This window comes from Flagellimonas lutimaris, assembly GCF_003581615.1.
GTDB lineage: Bacteria > Bacteroidota > Bacteroidia > Flavobacteriales > Flavobacteriaceae > Flagellimonas > Flagellimonas lutimaris.
This window is the reverse complement of the sequence record NZ_QXFH01000004.1, coordinates 58,941-79,550: the sequence shown is the minus strand read 5'-3', so window position 1 is coordinate 79,550 and position 20,610 is coordinate 58,941. Positions and strand designations below refer to the sequence as shown.

At 40.6% G+C, this 20,610-nt stretch carries 21 protein-coding genes; 13 read left to right on the top strand and 8 right to left on the bottom strand.

Annotated features, from left to right (window positions below; translation table 11 throughout):
• Window positions 1-42 precede the first annotated feature (42 nt).
• Together D2V08_RS00370 and D2V08_RS00365 are read left to right on the top strand one after the other, a co-directional pair.
• A complete protein-coding gene (locus tag D2V08_RS00370) occupies window positions 43-1,320 on the top strand; it encodes a serine hydrolase domain-containing protein (protein ID WP_119606173.1) in 1,278 nt (425 codons plus the stop codon).
• Between the two features lie 137 nt (window positions 1,321-1,457).
• The gene (locus tag D2V08_RS00365) at window positions 1,458-2,174 is read left to right on the top strand and encodes an energy transducer TonB (RefSeq protein ID WP_119606172.1); all 717 of its coding nucleotides are present in this window, start codon (window positions 1,458-1,460) and stop codon (window positions 2,172-2,174) included.
• An 86-nt stretch (window positions 2,175-2,260) separates the two neighbouring features.
• On the opposite strand, the gene D2V08_RS00360 is transcribed toward D2V08_RS00365, so the two are convergent.
• From D2V08_RS00360 to D2V08_RS00345, 4 genes are all read right to left on the bottom strand, one after another.
• Window positions 2,261-4,663, bottom strand: coding sequence for a sodium-translocating pyrophosphatase (locus D2V08_RS00360; protein ID WP_119606171.1), 2,403 nt, complete (start codon window positions 4,661-4,663; stop codon window positions 2,261-2,263).
• A gap of 116 nt (window positions 4,664-4,779) precedes the next feature.
• Window positions 4,780-5,307 carry an inorganic diphosphatase gene (locus tag D2V08_RS00355; protein WP_119606170.1) on the bottom strand — a complete coding sequence of 176 codons (528 nt, stop codon included), beginning with the start codon at window positions 5,305-5,307 and terminating at the stop codon, window positions 4,780-4,782.
• A 76-nt stretch (window positions 5,308-5,383) separates the two neighbouring features.
• Window positions 5,384-7,879 (bottom strand): DUF5686 family protein, encoded by a 2,496-nt coding sequence (locus D2V08_RS00350; protein WP_119606169.1) that lies wholly within the window; start codon window positions 7,877-7,879, stop codon window positions 5,384-5,386.
• Between the two features lie 155 nt (window positions 7,880-8,034).
• Window positions 8,035-9,015: a pyruvate dehydrogenase complex E1 component subunit beta gene (locus tag D2V08_RS00345; protein ID WP_119606168.1), complete on the bottom strand. Its 981-nt coding sequence runs from the start codon at window positions 9,013-9,015 to the stop codon at window positions 8,035-8,037.
• A 167-nt stretch (window positions 9,016-9,182) separates the two neighbouring features.
• Here D2V08_RS00345 and D2V08_RS00340 point away from each other — a divergent pair, with 167 nt between their 5' ends.
• The 9 genes from D2V08_RS00340 (at window position 9,183) to D2V08_RS00300 (ending at window position 16,642) form a co-directional block, all read left to right on the top strand.
• Complete coding sequence (locus D2V08_RS00340; protein WP_119606167.1) at window positions 9,183-9,929, top strand: electron transfer flavoprotein subunit beta/FixA family protein; 747 nt, start codon at window positions 9,183-9,185, stop codon at window positions 9,927-9,929.
• 16 nt (window positions 9,930-9,945) lie between these two features.
• Window positions 9,946-10,914, top strand: coding sequence for an electron transfer flavoprotein subunit alpha/FixB family protein (locus tag D2V08_RS00335; RefSeq protein WP_119606166.1), 969 nt, complete (start codon window positions 9,946-9,948; stop codon window positions 10,912-10,914).
• Between the two features lie 89 nt (window positions 10,915-11,003).
• Window positions 11,004-11,633, top strand: a complete 630-nt coding sequence (locus D2V08_RS00330) for a bifunctional nuclease family protein (protein WP_119606165.1) — start codon at window positions 11,004-11,006, stop codon at window positions 11,631-11,633.
• A gap of 9 nt (window positions 11,634-11,642) precedes the next feature.
• On the top strand, window positions 11,643-13,103 hold the full coding sequence (locus D2V08_RS00325) for a NupC/NupG family nucleoside CNT transporter (RefSeq protein ID WP_119606164.1): 1,461 nt from the start codon (window positions 11,643-11,645) through the stop codon (window positions 13,101-13,103).
• A 184-nt stretch (window positions 13,104-13,287) separates the two neighbouring features.
• Entirely contained in the window at window positions 13,288-14,112 is an 825-nt protein-coding gene (locus tag D2V08_RS00320) for a thymidylate synthase (protein WP_119606284.1), read from the top strand.
• A gap of 83 nt (window positions 14,113-14,195) precedes the next feature.
• Window positions 14,196-14,762, top strand: coding sequence for an isochorismatase family protein (locus D2V08_RS00315; protein ID WP_119606163.1), 567 nt, complete (start codon window positions 14,196-14,198; stop codon window positions 14,760-14,762).
• 389 nt (window positions 14,763-15,151) lie between these two features.
• A complete protein-coding gene (locus tag D2V08_RS00310) occupies window positions 15,152-15,580 on the top strand; it encodes a Dabb family protein (protein WP_119606162.1) in 429 nt (142 codons plus the stop codon).
• Window positions 15,581-15,589: 9 nt separating this feature from the next.
• A complete protein-coding gene (locus tag D2V08_RS00305; protein WP_119606161.1) occupies window positions 15,590-15,970 on the top strand; it encodes a VOC family protein in 381 nt (126 codons plus the stop codon).
• Between the two features lie 15 nt (window positions 15,971-15,985).
• Entirely contained in the window at window positions 15,986-16,642 is a 657-nt protein-coding gene (locus D2V08_RS00300; RefSeq protein ID WP_119606160.1) for an HAD family hydrolase, read from the top strand.
• Window positions 16,643-16,715: 73 nt separating this feature from the next.
• Here D2V08_RS00300 and D2V08_RS00295 read toward each other — a convergent pair whose 3' ends face one another.
• Window positions 16,716-17,012, bottom strand: coding sequence for an isoamylase early set domain-containing protein (locus tag D2V08_RS00295; protein WP_100817310.1), 297 nt, complete (start codon window positions 17,010-17,012; stop codon window positions 16,716-16,718).
• 143 nt (window positions 17,013-17,155) lie between these two features.
• A complete protein-coding gene (locus D2V08_RS00290; protein ID WP_119606159.1) occupies window positions 17,156-18,247 on the bottom strand; it encodes an aminotransferase class V-fold PLP-dependent enzyme in 1,092 nt (363 codons plus the stop codon).
• Between the two features lie 54 nt (window positions 18,248-18,301).
• On the opposite strand from D2V08_RS00290, the gene D2V08_RS00285 reads away from it, so the two are divergent.
• Window positions 18,302-18,694, top strand: a complete 393-nt coding sequence (locus tag D2V08_RS00285) for a 2TM domain-containing protein (RefSeq protein ID WP_119606283.1) — start codon at window positions 18,302-18,304, stop codon at window positions 18,692-18,694.
• Window positions 18,691-19,182: a dihydrofolate reductase gene (locus D2V08_RS00280; RefSeq protein ID WP_119606158.1), complete on the top strand. Its 492-nt coding sequence runs from the start codon at window positions 18,691-18,693 to the stop codon at window positions 19,180-19,182. The genes D2V08_RS00285 and D2V08_RS00280 overlap by 4 nt, the downstream gene beginning before the upstream one ends.
• A 3-nt stretch (window positions 19,183-19,185) precedes the next feature.
• On the opposite strand, the gene murI is transcribed toward D2V08_RS00280, so the two are convergent.
• Window positions 19,186-19,965, bottom strand: a complete 780-nt coding sequence (gene murI, locus D2V08_RS00275) for a glutamate racemase (protein WP_119606157.1) — start codon at window positions 19,963-19,965, stop codon at window positions 19,186-19,188.
• Window positions 19,966-20,052: 87 nt separating this feature from the next.
• Window positions 20,053-20,562: an OmpH/Skp family outer membrane protein gene (locus tag D2V08_RS00270; protein ID WP_119606156.1), complete on the bottom strand. Its 510-nt coding sequence runs from the start codon at window positions 20,560-20,562 to the stop codon at window positions 20,053-20,055.
• Window positions 20,563-20,610 lie beyond the last annotated feature (48 nt).

The following is a 20,610-nucleotide window of genomic DNA, read 5'->3' as shown; positions in this document are numbered from 1 at the left end:
TTTAGATGCTTTTGCACGCTAAACAAACTAATATTCAGTTATATGAAAACTTTGCATCCAACCAAATATGCAACTTTACTGTTTGCATTCCTCCTCTTTTTTACCAATAATGCCCAAGAACTCACCAAGGTTTCACCAGAAGAAGTGGGCATGTCTTCTGAACGTTTGGAATATTTGACGCAAACCTTTCAGGATTATATTGATGAAAATGAATTGCCAGGCGCTACAATACTAGTAGCCCGAAAAGGCAAAACCGCCTATTTTGAAGCATTCGGGAGAAATGATTTGGAGAACAATGTTCCGATGACCAAAACCTCTATTTTTAGAATAGCCTCGCAGACCAAGGCCATTGTAAGTACAGGCATTATGATGCTCCAAGAACAAGGGAAATTATTGATTACCGACCCAGTCGGGAAATACATTCCTGCTTTTATGGAGACCACGGTAGCTGTAGGCAAAGACGATGGTTCTTATGACATTGTACCGACCAACAAACCTATTACCATTCGTGATCTCTTGACACATACCTCAGGCGTATCTTATGGAGAGGGAACTGCATCGGATCTATGGGAGAAAGCAAAAATCCAGGGATGGTATTTTGCCGATCGCGATGAACCCATATTGGCCACAGTAACCCGAATGGCCGACCTTCCATTTGAGTCACAGCCTGGAGAACGATTTGTATATGGCTACAACACGGATATTCTTGGAGCTTTAATAGAAGTAATTTCAGGAAAACCGTTAGATACTTTTTTAAAGGAAAATATTATTGACCCTTTAGGAATGGCTGACACCCATTTTTACTTGCCCAAGGACAAAAAAGAGCGTTTGGCCGTGGTGTACTCCTCAACTGAAGATGGTTTGGAACGTGCACCGAATCCCGGAGGCATGGTGGGGCAAGGGGCTTATGTGGACGGACCTCAAAAAAGTTTTTCAGGTGGGGCTGGACTTTTAAGCACCTCAATGGACTACACGAAATTCCTGCAAATGATGCTGAACAAAGGAACTTTTAACGGAAAACGTATCCTTTCCCCAAAAACCGTTGAGCTCATGACGGTAAATCATTTGGGTAAAGCAACTTTTCCATGGTCCGGAGGCACAGGGTTCGGTCTTGGATTTTCAGTTGTGGAGGACTTGGGCGATCGCGGCCTTCCAGGGTCGGTCGGTGAATATGGCTGGGGCGGCGCCTATCATTCTTCCTATTGGGTAGATCCAAAAGAAAAATTGGTGGTTGTTTATTTCACCCAATTGATTCCTGCAGGAGACATTGATGATCATGGAAAATTAAGGGCTCTAATCTATCAAGCTTTGGTGGATTAAACTTTTATTTCTATTTCCCTCAACCAAATAACCCGTTCACTCATTGGCGGTTTACTTCGGTTCTTTTTCAAAGTAGTTTAGGATTGGGATAAACCCATAGCTATTAACTACGCCCTCTAGGCGAAAACTTTGAAATTATGGATCCGAAAAAAAATCCGCAAATCGAATTAAAACGAAACAGTCTGCTCTACTTTTTTGTAGGGATGACCTTGGTACTTCTGATGGCCTATTTGGCCTTGGAATGGAAAACCTACCACAGCGATGATGTATGGGATGTCAGTAGTTTTACCGTGGATGAAGATTTGATGGAAGATGCCACCATTCTAAAACTGAAGCTACCAGATCCTCCCAAACCTAAAATTCAAGCACCTCCCAAAATTGAAATCGCAGAGAACGATGAGGATATTACGGAAACCTTTATTGAACCCAATGATGTTGACCAAGACACCAAGGTAGCGGATATTGAGGATGTGGCCGTTGCAGAGGAGGAAATTACGGAAGAGATTCCTATTGTATTAGTAGAGAATGCACCTGTTTTTCCTGGCTGCGAAAATGAAGAAACTGAAGAAGACAAAAGAGATTGTTTTCAAGCAATGGTTCAAAAACATATAAGAAAGAATTTCCGATATCCTGATCCTGTAAAAGAAATGGGGCTACAAGGCCGTGTAAGTATTATGTTTACAATTGAAAAAGACGGAAGTATTGACAATGTCAGGCTTCGTGGACCTCATAAATCCCTAGAGGAAGAAGCAGCTCGCATTATTTCAAAATTACCCAATATGAAGCCAGGACAACAAAGAGGAGTCCCAGTAAAGGTTTCATATTCCCTTCCGATCACATTTAAATTGAACTAGTTCATATCTCGACTACACTCGATGTGACAGCATAAAAAAACCACGCCAAATGGCGTGGTTTTTCCAGCTTTGCTATAAAGCGAGAGCTAATTCTTTGCCTCAGCACTCTTATATTCTTGTATCATTTTTTCCAATTCTTCTTTGGTATCGGCAGTAAACTCTTCGGTTTCCTCTACCATTTCACCGTTTATACTTGTACTGGAAGTGACAATGGCTTTGTAAGCTCTGTCCTCCGTATTGCTCACCTCAACCCGAATTTGTTTTTCCACCGCTTTGGTTTCTTTCATCCCTTCTTCGGTAATGGTAATCATGGTACCATCTTCTTTTAACATGCCCACTTCATCAGCAGGAGCAAGACTTACCAAACTAGGTGCAATCACCAAGGCAACTACAGACATCAATTTAAGCAAAATATTTAAAGAAGGACCCGATGTATCCTTAAAAGGATCACCAACGGTATCACCTACTACAGCAGCTTTATGGGCATCAGTACCTTTTCTCCCTTCACTTTCAATGGTTTTTTTAGCGTTGTCCCATGCACCACCTGCATTGGATTGGAAAATAGCCATTAAAACCCCAGCAGTAGTCACACCTGCTAAAAGTCCACCTAACATCTCAGCACCGCCAATAAAACCAACGGCAACTGGAACGGCAATGGCCAACAATCCTGGAAATACCATTTCTTTAATGGATGCTTGCGTGGAAATCTCCACACATTTTTGATATTCGGCCTTACCGTCTGCTGCTTCAAAAATCTCCATATCCTCTTTACTGGCTTTGGAGAGGTCCGAATCGTACTTACGCATAACGGCCAAAGCAGCTTTCAATTCCGGAATATCCTTAAACTGACGACGTACTTCTTCAATCATGGACATGGCTGCTCTACCTACTGCATTCATGGAAAGGGCTGAAAATACAAAGGGAAGCATCCCTCCTACCAAAAGTCCCGCCATAATATCAGGTTGGGAAACATCAATAGATTTAACCCCAGCTGTTTTCATAAAAGCAGCAAAAAGAGCCAATGCAGTCAACGCTGCAGAAGCAATAGCAAAACCTTTACCTATAGCAGCCGTAGTGTTTCCTACAGCATCCAACTTATCTGTTCTTTCGCGAACTTCTCCTGGAAGCTCTGCCATTTCGGCAATACCACCAGCATTATCAGATATAGGTCCATAAGCATCAACAGCAAGCTGAATACCCGTATTGGCCAACATTCCTACCGCTGCGATTGCGATTCCGTACAATCCCGCAAAATGGTGAGATACCAAAATAGCCGCAGCTATCAATATAATTGGAATTGCAGTGGACATCATTCCAACTCCAAGACCAGCAATAATGTTGGTTGCGGAACCTGTTTCGGATTGACGAACAATCGAGTTCACAGGTTTTGTTCCTGTTCCTGTATAATATTCTGTTACTTTTCCAACCAACAAACCAGCTACCAAACCAGCTATAGTTGCCCAGAATACACCCATCGCTGTAAATTCCTTACCGCCCTCGACCCAAGATTCGGGTAACATGGCGTTAATTATAAAGTATGAAGCAATCAACATCAAGCCTGCTGATCCAAATTCTCCAATATTTAAAGCTGTCTGAGGGTTTCCGCCATCTTTTACACGAACAAAAAATGTTCCGATGATGGACATTATGATACCAATGGCAGCCAAGGCCAACGGTAAATACACAGCACCAAGGCCATCAAAAGCAGCTTGGAACTCTGGTAATCCGGCAAAAACAGCACCTAAAACCATTGTACCGATTATAGAACCAACATACGATTCAAAAAGGTCAGCACCCATTCCTGCCACATCCCCAACATTATCCCCAACATTATCCGCAATGGTTGCAGGGTTCAATGGGTGATCTTCTGGAATTCCTGCTTCGACTTTACCCACCAAATCAGCTCCTACATCAGCAGCTTTGGTATAAATACCTCCACCTACACGAGCAAAAAGTGCTATGGATGATGCTCCCAACGAGAAACCTGAAAGTACATTTAAAACTTCAGCAAGTTCCCAGCCTTGTCCGCTGTAAATCATAAAGAGTCCGCTCAGTCCCAAAACACCAAGTCCAACAACTCCGAGCCCCATTACTGCCCCACCGGCAAATGCAACTTCTAGAGCTTTACCCAGTGAAGTTCGAGCAGCGTTGGTAGTTCTAACATTAGCCTTGGTTGCGACTTTCATTCCGATAAATCCAGCAAGAGCCGAACAGATGGCCCCTACAACAAAGGAAACGGCAACCATGCCATTAGAGCCTGCTTCATTACTACCTTTAAAGAAGAGCAAAGCAGCCACACAGACCACGAAGATGCTCAATATTTTATATTCAGCCTTTAAGAATGACATTGCCCCATCGGCAATGTTCTTGGCAATTCTTGCCATTTTATCGTCCCCGACCTCTTGTTTAGAAATCCATACGTTCTTTATAAACACATAGAGAAGGCCCAAGACACCAAATACGGGCAAAAATTTTACGATTAATTCCATAGATTGATTTGTTTAGTATTTTACAATGGCAGCTAATGTAGTAAAATACGAAGTAATAAAAAAAATGCGCCTTTAATTATTAAAAGCGCATTTTTTCAATGTAATTCTTATGCAATCTATATCGTGAAAGTTCTTTTCTTTTTATGGTCACTTTCATCGTAACGTTTAACGCATTCTTTATAGATTTTAACGGCTTCGTTCACATCGCCCCAACCGCCAACATCTACTTTCTTCTCTTCCAAATCTTTATACACTTGAAAGAAGTGTTCTATCTCTTTTAATCTATGCGGATTCAATTCGCTGATATCGTCTCTTTTGCTCCAAATGGGATCAGAAACCGGTACACAGATAATTTTTTCATCTGGACCTTTCTCATCGGTCATATGGAACACACCAACTGGCTTTACCTCTACTACCACCATAGGATAAGTTGGCTCGGTACAAAGAACCAATACATCCAATGGATCACCATCCAATGCCAAGGTTTCTGGAATAAACCCATAATCGCCAGGATACATCATAGAGGAAAATAAGGTTCGGTCAAATCGGATTTTGTTGAGTGTAAAATCGTATTCGTACTTGTTTCTGCTACCTTTGGGAATTTCTACCAGTACATCAAAGGTAATACGTGGTTTTTTAGACATGTTAGTGATATATTTATAATGCAAAAATAACCAGTATAACTGGAATAGCCCCCATAATTTGGCTGTTTCGTATTAATTAAAAATTAAATCCGAAGGTTCCAGTTATCCCAAATGCTCGGGCATCTGGATTTTGAAGATAATTTCCTCGAAAGTTAAAGTCTATCCGAAGTATTTTAAATATGTTTCCCACACCAAAGGAGTATTCCCAATACACTTGATCCTCTGGAGCTATCAACGGAATATTGGTTGGGGAGCTCAGTGCAATATTTTCTTCGGACAATTGCCCCCAAGCACCTCTTACGCCCACAATTTCCCTTAAATTGAGTTTACGCAAAAATGGGATACGTGAAAACAAACGGCCATTGAAGTTATGCTCCAAATGTACCGTGGCATAAGTATCCGTTACAAACTCGTAGAAATCCAAATTGGGAAATGCATTATATAACGAGAACAAAGTCTGGTTACCCGGTATCACACTTAATAACCCCAATGGCACAGCGCCAAAGGTTTTTCCCAATTCCACACTACTGGTCAACCTGCCAAAACCTCCCAATTGCCATGGTTGGCGATAAGAGAATTGTATTTTCTCATAATCAAAATCACTTTCCAAAAATCCATCTACACCTTTGGTATATTTAAGAACAAGGGTACTATAATCATCATTGATATTAGAACGTTCCACACCATAACCAATGGTACGTTTACCAGGTGTATAAATTAATGTGGTATTGAGGTCGAACTGCTTTACTTCTGATGCAACACCTGTTGGCGAAGCCGGGTCGACATAATCCAAACTAAATGCATCTGGTAAGGCAGAGCTCAATGTCCGGAATGAGCCCCCTACGTTGATCCTAAAATTCTTCACAGGTTCCATTTCCACATTTAAGGTAGAAAGGTTTATGTTGGTCAGTCGGTTGTTGGAACCAACGGTTACTAGGGAGGAAGAAGCTATACTCCTTCCCATAACATCATTGGTACTGGTTAAACTAAGGCCCAACTGTTCAATATCCCTGCGATTTCCACCCGATACTATGAGCCTATTTTTCCGGTCGAGCAAAAACTTACCGGAAAATCCATGCTTAAACTTTTTATCATTGAAACCGTAGGCCATATAGCCTTCCAAACGCCACATATCGTTCTGTCCAAAATAGGTCCGTGCACCCGCTCGCAAGCGAATACCTTCTGCATCATTGTATCCAAAAGTACTGTATATGTCTCCAATATCGACGTTCCACTTATCAATTTCCACATAACCTGAACCAAGAATACTAACAATATCATAATAGGTCCGGAACTTAGGAACTGTCTTTAAGGTATCGAGCAATTCAAAGATTCCCGATTCATCCTCGTTCAAACTTTCCAGTCTGGCATTTTTCCAGAAAACGCTATCCTGAGAGAACACCCTTGGATCATAAGGGTCGGCAACGGCTTTATAAAATTCTTCAGAACGGGGATTGTCAAATTTATAATTATCAAAAACCGTGGTCCGCTTGCCATACACTCCGCGTGACTTTTCTTTTTTAGAAAAACTGAAATCACTCAACATATAATCCCGTTTCAACAGAAATACGGAATCGCTCACCACATCAAAATCCTGTTCAATATAAATTTCCTTTACCCAGTTGATGTTGGCACTCTTGGTGACCTGCAGGTTAATCTTCTTAATGGCATAAGTGGTGTCGTTTACCCAAAAATCACCTTTAAAAGTGAGTTCATTCTTCCGTCTAGGATAATAAATAATGTTGTAGCACCACTTATTGTCAATAAAAGTACTGTCGGACAATACGTAGTTATATACATCAACCCCTGTTTTAGAAAGTGGGCTGGTGAAACTCTTATCAAAAAATTTGAGGTAATTATCGTAAATATCGTAATCGGAATAGAGGTCTTCCACGAAAGCGGTTATGGATTGGTTACCGCTAAATCCAGAGTTTTTATTCCCAAGGACATCTTCCTTTTCTTTATCCAAAATATTATCACCATATACTTTGGAAAAGGTTTCGTTCAGAAACATGGGCAAATAGGTTTTTCCTGTTATTCGCGATGTATCCAAATCCTCGAACATAAACTCTAGCCCTTTGAACAGTTTGCTTTTGATCAGGGCACTATCAATGGTATTAAGGTCAAATTCTATTTTTTCATACTTATCGTACTGGTACTGCTTGAACTTACGAACACCGTTTTCCCGTTTTTTGGACCATATTTTTCGAAGAATATCAATGGCAGGATTATCCTTTTTGGATTGTTTTCCTGTATAAATGACCACTTCTTGAAGTTGCTCGGCGGATTCCATCAACACGATTTCCATGCCGTAGTTCACTTTCTGATTTAATGGTATCTCTTTGGTTTCATATCCTATGAAAGATACCTGAATGGTTTTATAGGTTTCATCGGACTCTAGATAAAAATGTCCGTTATCGTTGGTGATAGTTCCTTCAGAGGAATCAACGAAAATAATATTGGCAAAGGCAATGGGCATACCGGCATCATCGGTAACCACACCTTCGATTTTAGTTTGTGCAGTAACACTAGCAATAAAGAGTAGAAAAAAAACAGAAAAGAATCTTTTCATAGGCAGATATAAGGGACAATGGGCAAAACTCAATAGTTTTAACCCACTAAACTTAGGTCAAAGTTGGTTTAAAGTAATTTCTAATCAAAAAATATTCCCTAAAAAAAGCCCCATCAACAAAGTTGACAGGGCTAATATACCGTACAAATATGATTTTATAGCTTATATAACACTTTCTTAACAGCCTTAATAACGTCTTCGTGATTTGGCAACCACTCTGCTAAAAGTACCGGAGAATAAGGTGCTGGCGTATCTGCGGTGTTCAGTTTAACAATGGGCGCATCCAAATAATCAAATGCCTTGTCCTGAACATGATAGATAATTTCAGTAGCTACATTTCCAAAAGGCCATGCTTCTTCCAAAATCACCATTCTGTTGGTTTTCTTCACAGAGTTCAGAATTGTTTCATGGTCCATTGGACGCACAGTTCTTAAATCAATGATTTCACAACTGATGCCATCTTTTTCCAATTCATCTGCAGCTTTATAGGCCTCTTTGATGATTTTACCAAAGGAAACAATAGTTACATCAGTACCTTCCCTTTTAATATCGGCAACACCCAATGGAATGGTGTATTCGCCTTCAGGAACTTCTCCTTTGTCACCATACATCTGTTCAGATTCCATAAAAATTACGGGATCATCATCACGGATAGCCGATTTCAACAATCCTTTGGCATCGGCAGGATTGGAGGGAACCACAACTTTTAACCCAGGAGTATTCGCAAACCAGCTTTCAAAAGCTTGTGAATGCGTTGCTGCCAATTGCCCTGCAGAAGCCGTAGGCCCCCTAAATACGATTGGACAATTGAACTGCCCGCCAGACATCTGACGAATTTTAGCAGCGTTGTTTATTATTTGGTCAATTCCTACCAAGGAGAAATTGAATGTCATAAATTCTATGATAGGTCTGTTGCCGTTCATTGCGGAACCAACGCCGATACCGGAAAAACCAAGCTCCGAAATCGGGGTATCAATAACCCGCTCTGGTCCGAACTCATCCAACATGCCCTTGGAAGCCTTATAAGCACCATTGTACTCAGCTACCTCCTCGCCCATCAAATAAATGGTATCATCTCTTCGCATTTCTTCGGACATAGCCTCGGCTATTGCCTCCCTAAACTGTAATGTTTTCATTAAATCGTACTAAATATTTATAGTCTGCTTAAAAACGCAAGCAAAAATAGCAAAAACTACCCGAAAATAGCTTGGGGAAAATCCAAAAAAAGAACAAAATTTATTATGCATGCATAATAAATTTCGGATTTTATAACTATATTTGGGCACACAAACCTTAAGTATATATGAAGATTTTAGTTTGCATAAGCAACGTACCGGATACTACTTCCAAAATCAATTTTACGGAAGGCGATACCAAGTTTGACACAAACGGGGTTCAATTTGTTATTAATCCAAATGATGAATTTGGATTAACCCGTGCCATGTGGTTCAAGGAAAAGCAAGGAGCTACCGTCCATGTAGTCACCGTTGGAGGTCAGCAGACCGAGCCGACCATTAGAAAAGCACTTGCTATTGGTGCCGATGAGGCCATTAGGGTAAATGCTGAGCCAAAAGATGGTTTTTTTGTGGCCCAACAGCTGGCAGAAGTGGTAAAAAATGGTGATTATGACCTTGTAATTGCCGGACGGGAATCCATCGACTACAATGGTGGCATGGTTCCTGGAATACTTGCCACATTATTGGACATGAACTTTGTAAACACCTGTATAGGATTGGAAATCGATGGGTCGAATGCAACCGCTGTTCGCGAAATTGATGGAGGTAAGGAAAAAATAACCGCTTCGCTTCCCCTAATCATTGGAGGTCAAAAAGGATTGGTTGAAGAAAGTGATCTTCGCATTCCTAACATGAGAGGTATTATGATGGCTCGAAAAAAGGCCTTGAACGTGGTCGAACCTGTTGATGCCGCACAGCCTACTCAAGACCAAAAATTTGAAAAACCTGCGGCTAAAGGCCCCGTTAAATTGGTCGATGCCGGAAACGTAGGTGAATTGGTCGAACTACTGCACAACGAAGCTAAAGTTATCTAAACAAGATTAAGAAATTATGTCAGTACTAATATATACAGAATCCCTTAAGGGAAAATTCAAAAAAAATGCCTTCGAAGTAGCCTCTTACGCACATAAAGTGGCTCAAGAACTAGGCACAACAGTTACCGCAGTTTCTTTTAATGCTGAAGATGATGCCTCTTTGGGAACATATGGAGTTTCCAAGGTTTTAAAGGTTTCCGATGAATCATTGGCGACGTTCAATGCCAAAGCCTACGCCGAAACCTTGGCACAGGCCGCAAAAGCAGAAGATGCCAAAGTAATTATCTTAAGTTCCAGTGCGGACACCAAGTTTTTGGCCCCTATCCTTACTGCAAAATTGACTGCTGGATATGTACCCAATGTAGTGGAAGCCCCAGAAAGTACTTCGCCCTTCGTAGTGAAGCGAACGGCTTTCAGTAATAAAGGGTTCGCATTTACCGAAATTTCATCTGAAATCAAGATTATTGGAGTATCCAATAATGCCTTCGGGGTTATGGAAAATAATGTTTCTGCTTCTGTTGAGGACTTTGACCCATCATTGAACGAGGATGCCTTTAGTGTTAAATCCGCAGAAGTGGACAGGGTAACAGGTAAAGTAACCATCGCAGATGCAGATATAGTTGTATCAGGCGGTAGAGGACTTAAAGGACCCGAAAACTGGGGCATGGTCGAAGAATTGGCCGATGTCTTGGGAGCGGCAACCGCTTGCTCCAAGCCAGTATCCGATATGGGATGGCGCCCACATAGCGAACATGTTGGACAAACAGGAAAGCCAGTAGCAAGTAATCTTTACATTGCCATTGGTATCTCCGGAGCTATCCAGCATTTGGCAGGAGTAAGTTCATCCAAAGTAAAAGTGGTCATCAATAATGATCCCGAAGCTCCTTTCTTTAAGGCGGCAGATTATGGAATAGTTGGGGATGCCTTTGAGGTAGTGCCCGAACTCATCGAAAAATTAAAAGAATTTAAAGCCCAAAACGCTTAAATTTTGTTAATTTGCCCATTGCAAGGGGCTGTTCAGATAACTGGCAAAGCCACTTATTTGAACGGCCCTTTTGCTTTAGGAGGAGATATATGAGTTTAGTACGGTTAAAAATAAAGGGGATATCATACAGCCAAACACAAAATGGCGCGTATGCCCTTATTTTAAATGAGGAGGAGGGAGACAGAAAACTTCCCATTGTTATAGGCGCATTTGAGGCACAGTCCATTGCCATTGCTTTGGAGAAAGAGATAAAACCGCCCAGGCCCTTGACCCATGATTTGTTCAAAAACTTTGCGGACAGGTTTAAGATTGTGGTCAAACAGGTGATTATCCATAAATTGGTGGATGGCGTGTTTTACTCCAGCCTAATTTGTGAACGAGGGGAAGAAGAAGAAATCATTGATGCAAGAACCAGCGATGCTATTGCACTGGCCCTTAGGTTCAACGCTCCTATTTTTACTTACAAGACTATTTTGGACAAAGCAGGAATCTTCTTGAAATTTTCTTCCAAGGAGAAGAGTGAAGACGATGACGACAGCATCATGGTCGATGAAATCCTTCAAGAAGGCGAAGCAGTAGAGATAGAATCCGGTTCCGACACCCACGGTTACCGAGAAATGTCTCTAAAAGAACTCCATAAAGAGTTGGATAAGGCAGTAGCCAGCGAAGACTACGAAAAGGCTGCCAAATTGAGGGATGAAATTTCCAAGCGCAAATAAAAAACTTACATGGCGAAAAAGACCCAAAGTTTACTCTTACTTTTACTAGTTTGTTCGGTCGCTTTCGGCCAAAGTTCGTTACCCGCTGATTCACTTAATGTAGCCATTGGCTCAACTATTACAGAGAGTATTCCTCAAGAGGAAGTGGCAGAAATAATCCCCAACCAAGGTTTTACCATTACTACTTTGTTGAGAGGTGCATTGGGTATGGCAGTGCTCATTTTAATTTCATTTTTTTTCAGTTCCAACAGAAAAGCCATCAACTGGAAAACGGTAGGTATTGGTTTATCATTACAAGTATTGATTGCCATAGGGGTATTAAAGATTCCATTGGTTCAATACATCTTTGAGCAGGTAGGAAGTATTTTTGTTAGTATTCTTGACTTTACCCGTGCAGGCAGTCAATTCCTGTTTGAAGGGCTTGTAGTAGATATGGATACCTTTGGCTATATTTTTGCTTTTCAGGTATTACCTACGATTATATTTTTCTCAGCCTTGACCTCTGTTCTCTACTACTTGGGCGTTATCCAGGTTGTGGTAAAATGGATGGCTTGGTTACTTTCCAAAACATTGGGTATTTCTGGAGCAGAAAGCCTTTCCGTAGCTGGTAACATCTTTTTGGGGCAAACCGAGGCTCCTTTGTTGATCAAGGCCTACTTGGAAAAAATGAACAAATCCGAAATCCTTTTGGTGATGATCGGCGGAATGGCCACCGTAGCCGGAGCCGTATTGGCCGCATATATTGGATTTTTAGGTGGAGATGATCCCGAGTTACGATTAATATTCGCCAAACACCTTTTGGCCGCATCGGTAATGGCAGCTCCCGGCGCCATAGTCATTTCAAAAATATTATACCCACAAACCGAAGAAGTAAACACCGAGGTAGAGGTTTCCTCGGAAAAAATTGGGGCCAACATCTTGGATGCCATTGCCAATGGAACCACCGAAGGGTTAAAACTTGCCTTAAACGTTGGTGCCATGCTTTTGGTATTTGTGGCTTTCATTGCCATGATGAACGGGATTTTGGGATGGATTGGTGACGTGACCACTTTTAATAGCTGGATTGCCGCCAATTCCCCTTATGAAAATTTCTCTCTCGAAGCCATTCTCGGAACCGTTTTTGCCCCGCTCATGTGGTTAATTGGTGTCGCCAACGAGGACATTATGCTCATGGGACAACTACTTGGGATAAAATTGGCCGCAAGTGAGTTTATCGGGTATATTCAACTGGCAGACCTTAAAGATGTAACAAGCGGCGTACATTTCTCTTACAATAAGTCTGTGATTATGGCCACCTATATGCTCTGTGGCTTTGCCAACTTTGCCTCAATCGGAATTCAAATTGGAGGTATTGGTTCTTTGGCTCCTGGTCAACGCAAGGTACTTTCCTCCTTTGGAATGAAGGCCGTTTTGGGGGGATCATTAGCTTCATTGTTGTCCGCCACCATTGCTGGGATGATTTTAGGGTAACACTTCACCGTTAATAAAGTTTTTATAAGTCTTTCCATTTTCTATTTAAAAAATTTGATTATTGAAGTAATTTCGATGGATTGATTTTTTGTCACATCGAGCAGTTACCTTGAGCGTAGTCGAGATGTCTTGGATTTCTCCTCTTTTATTCGTTCGAAATGACATTATTAACGGAACAGACAGCATGAAACAATACCACGACCTTCTTAAACACGTATTGGAGCACGGAAACCAAAAAGGGGACCGCACAGGAACAGGAACCTTGAGTGTTTTTGGCTATCAAATGCGATTTGACCTCTCCGAGGGCTTTCCTATGGTGACCACCAAAAAATTGCACCTCAAATCCATTGTCCACGAATTGTTATGGTTTTTAAAAGGGGATACCAATATTGGATATCTCCAAGAGAACGGCGTGCGTATTTGGAACGAGTGGGCCGATGAAAATGGCGATCTGGGCCCAGTTTACGGACACCAATGGCGCAATTGGAACAGCGAAGAAATTGATCAGATCAAGGAAGTAGTCGATACCTTGAAAAGCAATCCGAACAGTCGTAGAATGTTGGTTTCTGCATGGAACCCCAGCGTATTGCCTGACACCTCGGTTTCGTTTGCAGAAAATGTGGCCAATGGAAAGGCCGCTCTCCCACCCTGCCATGCTTTTTTCCAGTTTTATGTGGCCGATGGGAAACTATCTTGCCAATTGTACCAACGTAGTGCGGACATCTTTTTGGGAGTACCTTTTAACATTGCCTCCTACGCTCTGTTTACCATGATGATGGCGCAAGTATGTGGCTACCAGCCCGGGGAGTTTATCCACACCTTTGGTGACGCGCACATTTACAACAACCATATGGAGCAGGTGGAACTGCAATTGAGCCGTGACCCACGCTCCTTGCCCACCATGAAAATCAACCCTGAAGTAAAGGACATCTTCTCTTTTACCTTTGATGATTTCGAGCTCTTGAACTACGACCCGCATCCGCATATTAAGGGGGTTGTGGCAGTGTAAATGCAGCAAAAGGAATTATTTTACGATGATTTTGGTTGTATGTGGATTTTTTTAATCTTAAAAAGTTGGTGAAAATTTAATAAATGGAAAGTGATAAAGCCCTCCTTATAATTGATATGCAAAAAGGCTCATTCACACCCAAAACTCCACGATTTGATGCAATTGGAGTAATAAACAGAATAAACAGACTTGCAGATATATTTCGTAAAGAAGGATTTCCTGTCATTTTTGTCCAGCATGATGGAAATGGTACAGGGGAATTTGAAAAAAACACATTGGAGTGGGAATTATTGAACGAACTCCTGATTAAACCAACAGATATACTACTGGACAAATATGCCAATGATGTTTTCTATAAATCTGAACTTCAGGACAAACTCGCGGAATTGGGTGTACAAGAATTGGTACTAACAGGGTGCGCAACTGACTTTTGTGTTGAATCCACAGTACAATCAGCTTTGACAAAAGATTACGAGGTAACTGTAGTTGCAGACGGACATACTACGGGTGAAAGACCTCATTTAAGTGCAGAAAAGATAATTGAACATTATAATTGGGTGTGGCAAAATATGATTCCAACAAATGGAAAAATAAAGGTAGTAAAGTACAAAACGATAATAAAAACATTTGGCAGCAATGCTCAAAATTGATTCATGTTCTATTTTCCACTAGGAAAAAATCAATAATCTTTGATAATTAAGTGGATAGTTCTTTAAAAATATCCAGGAATTTATGGTCATATTCAGCTAACCTGAGTTTCATGGCTCTTGCAGCCTACAATTGTTCAAAACCTTACCGATTAACCGAAACGATGCTGCCACATTTTGAATTTCCCTTTGGGAAAAGGAGCCTTCCTCCACATAAAAATATTTGTGCGTCATACTGAACTGGTTTCAGCATCCCATCAATCATGAAAAAAAGCATATGAGACCCTGAAACAAGTTCAGGGTGACGGTAAAATAGTTGATGTACAACCAGGAACAGTACTAATCTGTAAAATTGTACATTTGATTCAAATCAGTATAAACAAGTAATTCCCATGAAAACCACCGCTATTACCCTTTTTGCCGCGCTATTATTTGCCAGTTGTGGCGATCAAACCAAAAAAGAAACCGCCGAAGAACAAGAAGAAGAAACTGTGGAAAAAACAGAAGAAGTAACGGGGCCTCAATTGCGCCACGTAGTATTGTTCAAATTTAAGGAGACATCGAGCGCTGAAGAGGTACAACAAGTGGAAGAGGCATTTAATGCATTGCCATCAAAAATTTCCGAAATAAAAGGCTACGAATGGGGCATGAACAACAGTCCGGAAAACCTAAACAAGGAACTCACCCATTGCTATTTATTGACCTTTAGCAGTGAAGCTGACCGAGACACCTATCTTACCCATCCCGACCATGTGGCCTTTGGCGATATTGTAGGTCCACACATAGCGGATGTTCTCGTGGTTGATTATTGGACCAAATAGACCCTTTCAATGAATTTAAACCAGATAACGGTCCCTTCGCTTGATTTAACAAAATCAATCCCTTTTTATGAAACCTTAGGGTTAAAATTAATCGTTAAATCCCTTCCCCATTACGCAAGATTCGAATGTCCAGATGGGGATTCCACATTTTCTTTGCACCAAACAGAGGAGTTGCCAAAAGGAGAAGGTATTTACGTTTATTTTGAGTGCAAAAATTTAGATGAGCAGGTTGAAATTTTGAAACAAAAAGGGATTCAATTTGATTTGGAGCCCACGGACCAAAAATGGCTATGGAGAGAAGCAAGGTTAAAAGATCTTGATGGAAACCAACTCATTCTTTTCCATGGTGGAGAAAATAGACTAAACCCTCCTTGGAGAATCGACAATTGAACAAATTTGAACTTTATGGAAATAAAAGGTGTAATATTTGATTTTAATGGCACCCTTTTTTTTGATACCCACTTACATAATCAGGCTTGGGATGTTTTTTTAAAGAAGCATTCCTTAGCGCTTACCCACGAAGAAAAAAACTTTAAAATCCACGGTAAAAACAATGCCGAAATCATGTCCAACCTGTTTTCCAAAGATTTATCAGAAGACGACATAAAAACCTTAAGTATAGAAAAAGAGGATATTTACCAGTCGCTCTGTTTAAAAGAAAAGATGGAGCTAGCTCCCGGAGTTTTGGATTTTTTGGAATATCTGGACAAAAACAATATCCCATTTACCATTGCAACGGCTTCCGACCTATACAATCTGCAGTTCTATTTTGAACACTTGGAACTAAAAAAATATTTTGACTTGAACCAAATCGTTTACAGCAATGGAAAGATAAAAAGTAAACCCCACCCTGAAATCTTTTTAAAAGCTATGGATGTTTTAAATATCGATGCCAGTGAAACATTGATTTTTGAAGATTCGACCTCAGGAATATTGGCTGCTGAAAATTCCAGGGCTAAAAAAATTATTATCGTGGACTCGGCCAATAATGACTATAGCAAATGGAATTATGATGTCATCACCTCTTTTAAGGAAATAGACACCTCTATTTTTAAAAAATAGCTGCCCCTTCTGGTAATTAAAAAAGGAAAAACCACCATCAGTTTGGGGAACTTGATGGTGGCTTAACAATGATTTACACTTCCAATACCGCATTTTCTGCACCGGCATAGTCGTTCCACTGGAAACGATCTGCCTCAGCATCGTTGGTATAATTGCCATCGATTAAATATCTAAACTCGTAGCTATTTTCTACAGGTAGATCAAACGTTCCTTTAAAGGTTCCGTTCTTCAATTTCTTCAAGCTGCTTTTCTTGGGATTCCATTTGTTGAAATCTCCCACTACTGCAACAGTCTTTGCCTCTTCTGCAGGAACTGAAAAAGTTACTTTACAAACAGGCTTGCTTTTTAAGTATTGTTTCTTGATTGCCATGGTACTACAATTTTAATTTCGGCACAAAACAATACATAAAACTGTTTATTTACAACAAGTTAGAATCGATTTATCAATTTGATAAAATCCGCCTAACCACAAGGTCACTTTTAGCAAATAAAGTTGCTATTTTTTGTCATATATCACTTTGACGACCAACGCTTTAATAGTGTTGCAATAACATCTATCTCTTCTTCGGTATTGTAAAAATGAAAACTCAACCTAATACCTCCTCCCCTTAGGGATGCCACTATATTTTCTTCCGTTAATTTATTGAAGAGCTTCTCATCTCCCTTTATATTAAAAATGGTACTGTGCTGTTTTCTCTTTGTAATGGTCGGCTCCAAAAGATCCAATTCCGAAAAAGCCGTCAACGCTCTTTTTGATAGTTTTTCCAATTGGGCCTGCACATTTTCCATCCCTATTTCATCCAAAAAATTGATTGCAAATTCCAAACTTCCAAAATTTAAAGAATCCAGATGACCGGGCTCTAAAAATTTACAGAAGGTTATGCTGTTCCGTTTGGAAGCATCATTATTCACAGAGCCGTTCCCAATGCCCTTCAAATCAAATTGGTCCGTTACCCCATCCTTTACAAGGTAAAATCCATTACCGTAACCGGCCAGCAACCATTTATATGCGCTGGCTCCCAAAATATCGATACCAGATTCTTCAAAATCGAAGGCCTCGGTCCCCAAAAATTGGGTACCATCGGCCATAATAATCAAATTGGGGAATTCCTTTTTTAAATCCTTTAAAAATTCAAAATCAATGCGGACACCGTTCACCCATTGCACCAAACTGAGGGCAAGGATATCAACATCCCCCTTCTTCACTTTGGCATGAATACTTTCTTCCATGTGCTCATCCGCATCCACATAGTCCCGCTTAAAGTTTCGGGTTTCGAAGGGCCAGTTGACACTTGGGTAATCCTTGTTGACCAACAGTACCTTTTTATCCTTGGACATCCCTTCCAACAACAGATTGAATCCTAAAGTAAAATTCGGGACCAAGGCCACATTTTCGGCCTTACAATTAAAAAATTTACCAACTGTTTTCTTGATTTCGGGCATATGTGCAAAACTCTTGTTCTTCATTTCGCTGCCGCCGATAAGGAAATCCAAGTCGTGCCCTTGGCGCCACTCCATCAAATCTTCACTCAATAGACCTGCGGAAGCCGTGTTTGCATAAATACATTGATTAAGAACGGGGAATTTTTTTCTTAGGTTTTGCATGTCGGTATTTTTGGATACAATTCAGTTATCTTTGTTGATAAAGATAGCCATTCCATGTTGTCATTTGGTAAAAAGAAGAAGTCCGAAATAGATTTAGAACAGCACGAACTTTTGGAAAATGCCCATAAACGCATCAAACAAAAGAAGAGGCTGTTCTCCCATTTTGTGATTTTTTTGATCGGAAGTGTATTTTTGATTCTTGCCAATAAGGTTTTAAAGTACGGAGAAGCTTACGATTGGTCTATCTGGATTGTATTGGTCTGGACCTTTCTGTTCGCCCTGCATGCCTTTAATGTTTTTGTGACGCACAAGTTTATGGGACAAAACTGGGAACGACAACAACGTGAGCGATTAGTTAATATTCAAAAAAAACGTATCGGCGAAATACAGAAAGAAATAGAGACGGACTTCCCACTTTCTAAAATCAATAAAAAAAAAGATCAGTGAAGAAATTGATCATTATTGCAGCGGCAGCGGAAAACAATGCATTGGGCAAGGACAATGATCTTGTTTGGCATCTACCGGATGATTTTAAACGATTTAAGGCGTTGACCTCGGGCCACAAGATTATAATGGGCAGAAAGACCTTGGAGAGTTTTCCAAAACCCCTTCCCAATAGAACGCACATTGCCATTACCCGGGATGAGGACTATACACCCAAGTTTCCTTGTACTGTGGCGCACTCCATTAGCGAGGCCATTGGTTTAGTGGAGGACAATGAAACAGCCTTTATTATTGGTGGGGGCAAAATTTACAAACAGTCCATGGCGATTGCTACGGATATTGAACTCACAAGGGTTCACGGCACTTTTGAGGCCGATGCTTTTTTTCCAGAGATTGATGAAGAACAATGGGAGTTGGTGAACGAAGAATATCATCCAAAGGATGATAGGCACAAATACGACTTCACCTATCTTACTTATAAAAGAAAGTAACACCTAAAAATCCAAATAAGTCACTTGGGCTGCAGGCCGATCAATCAAATCTTTTAAAACTTCTACGTTGGCGTTGGTGTGAAAGATATATTCTGGCCGGTGCGTTGCTGTGGAAAGTAAATTATTTCGATCCAAAATGGCTTTAGTTTGGCGTGCCACCGCTTCCCCTGAATCAATTATGGTAATATTTTGCGGTAAAATATCCTTTAGTACCGGAATCAAATATGGGTAATGGGTGCAACCCAAAACCAGGCAATCTATATTTTGTTCCAGCATAGGTTGTAAAAATTCATTTAAGAGTTTCTTCATCTCCGGGGATTGCACCTTACCGGCTTCAATAAGTTCAACCAATCCTTTTCCCTCCTGTTCCAAAACAGTGATTCCTTCGGCAAAGAGTTTGGAGGTATTATGGAACAAACTACTAGATAGGGTCCCCTTGGTGGCCAAAACACCAACTTTTTTGGTCTTGGTATGCAAAGCAGCGGGCTTGATCGCAGGTTCAATACCAATAAATGGAACGGGGTAATGTGAACGGAGGTAGTCTATTGCATTTGTTGTCGCCGTATTGCAGGCCACTATAATCATTTTACAGCCACGATCGAGGAGAAGTTCTGTGTTTTTGATACTAAGCCGTAGAATTTCTTCCTTGGGCTTTTCACCATAGGGCGCGTTGGCACTATCGGCCAAGTAAATAGTATTTTCATAAGGAAGCATTTTTGCCACTTCTTTCCAAATAGACGTGCCTCCCACCCCTGAATCAAAAATTCCAATAGGTTTTGCCATACCTAAAAATAGTCCCTTAAATTATTATAGCATAAAAAAACCGCCCTTTAATAAGGACGGTTTTTTAAAATATTGTAAAGGCTCGGTTTAGAAACCTAATTCTTGTTTTACTTCTGGCAAAAGGTCTTTTCCTTTGGCAACGATCAAGCTCAATCCTGGGCTAGCATCGATTACATAGTCAAAGCCTTGTGCTGCTGCAACTTTTTCGATAGCTGCTTTTGCTTTATCAGAAATTGGAGCGAACAACTCTTGTTGCTTCTTTTGCATTTCTTGCATTGCAGCTTGTTCGGCCTCTTGAATATTCTTTTCGAACCCTTGAAGCTCTACAGCTCTTTGTTCGTTTTCTTCTCTTGTTTTAGAAGTAGCTTCGTTCTGGTATTGTGTATACTTGTTTTGAAGCTCTGTCATAGAGCTTTGAATGTCTGCTCTGTAGGTTTCCTGTAATTTCTTCAATTCAGCTTGTGCAGCCTTCATCTCCGGCATTTCAGACAATAGTTGCTGTACGTTAATATGGGCAACTTTGCTCTGTGCATTTACAAAACCCGTAGCCGCAACAAACAATACTAGCGCTACAGCAATCCTTTTTACATTTTTCATGATTCTCTACGTTACTTTTTTGACTTTAAATTTAGTGTTTCAATATAT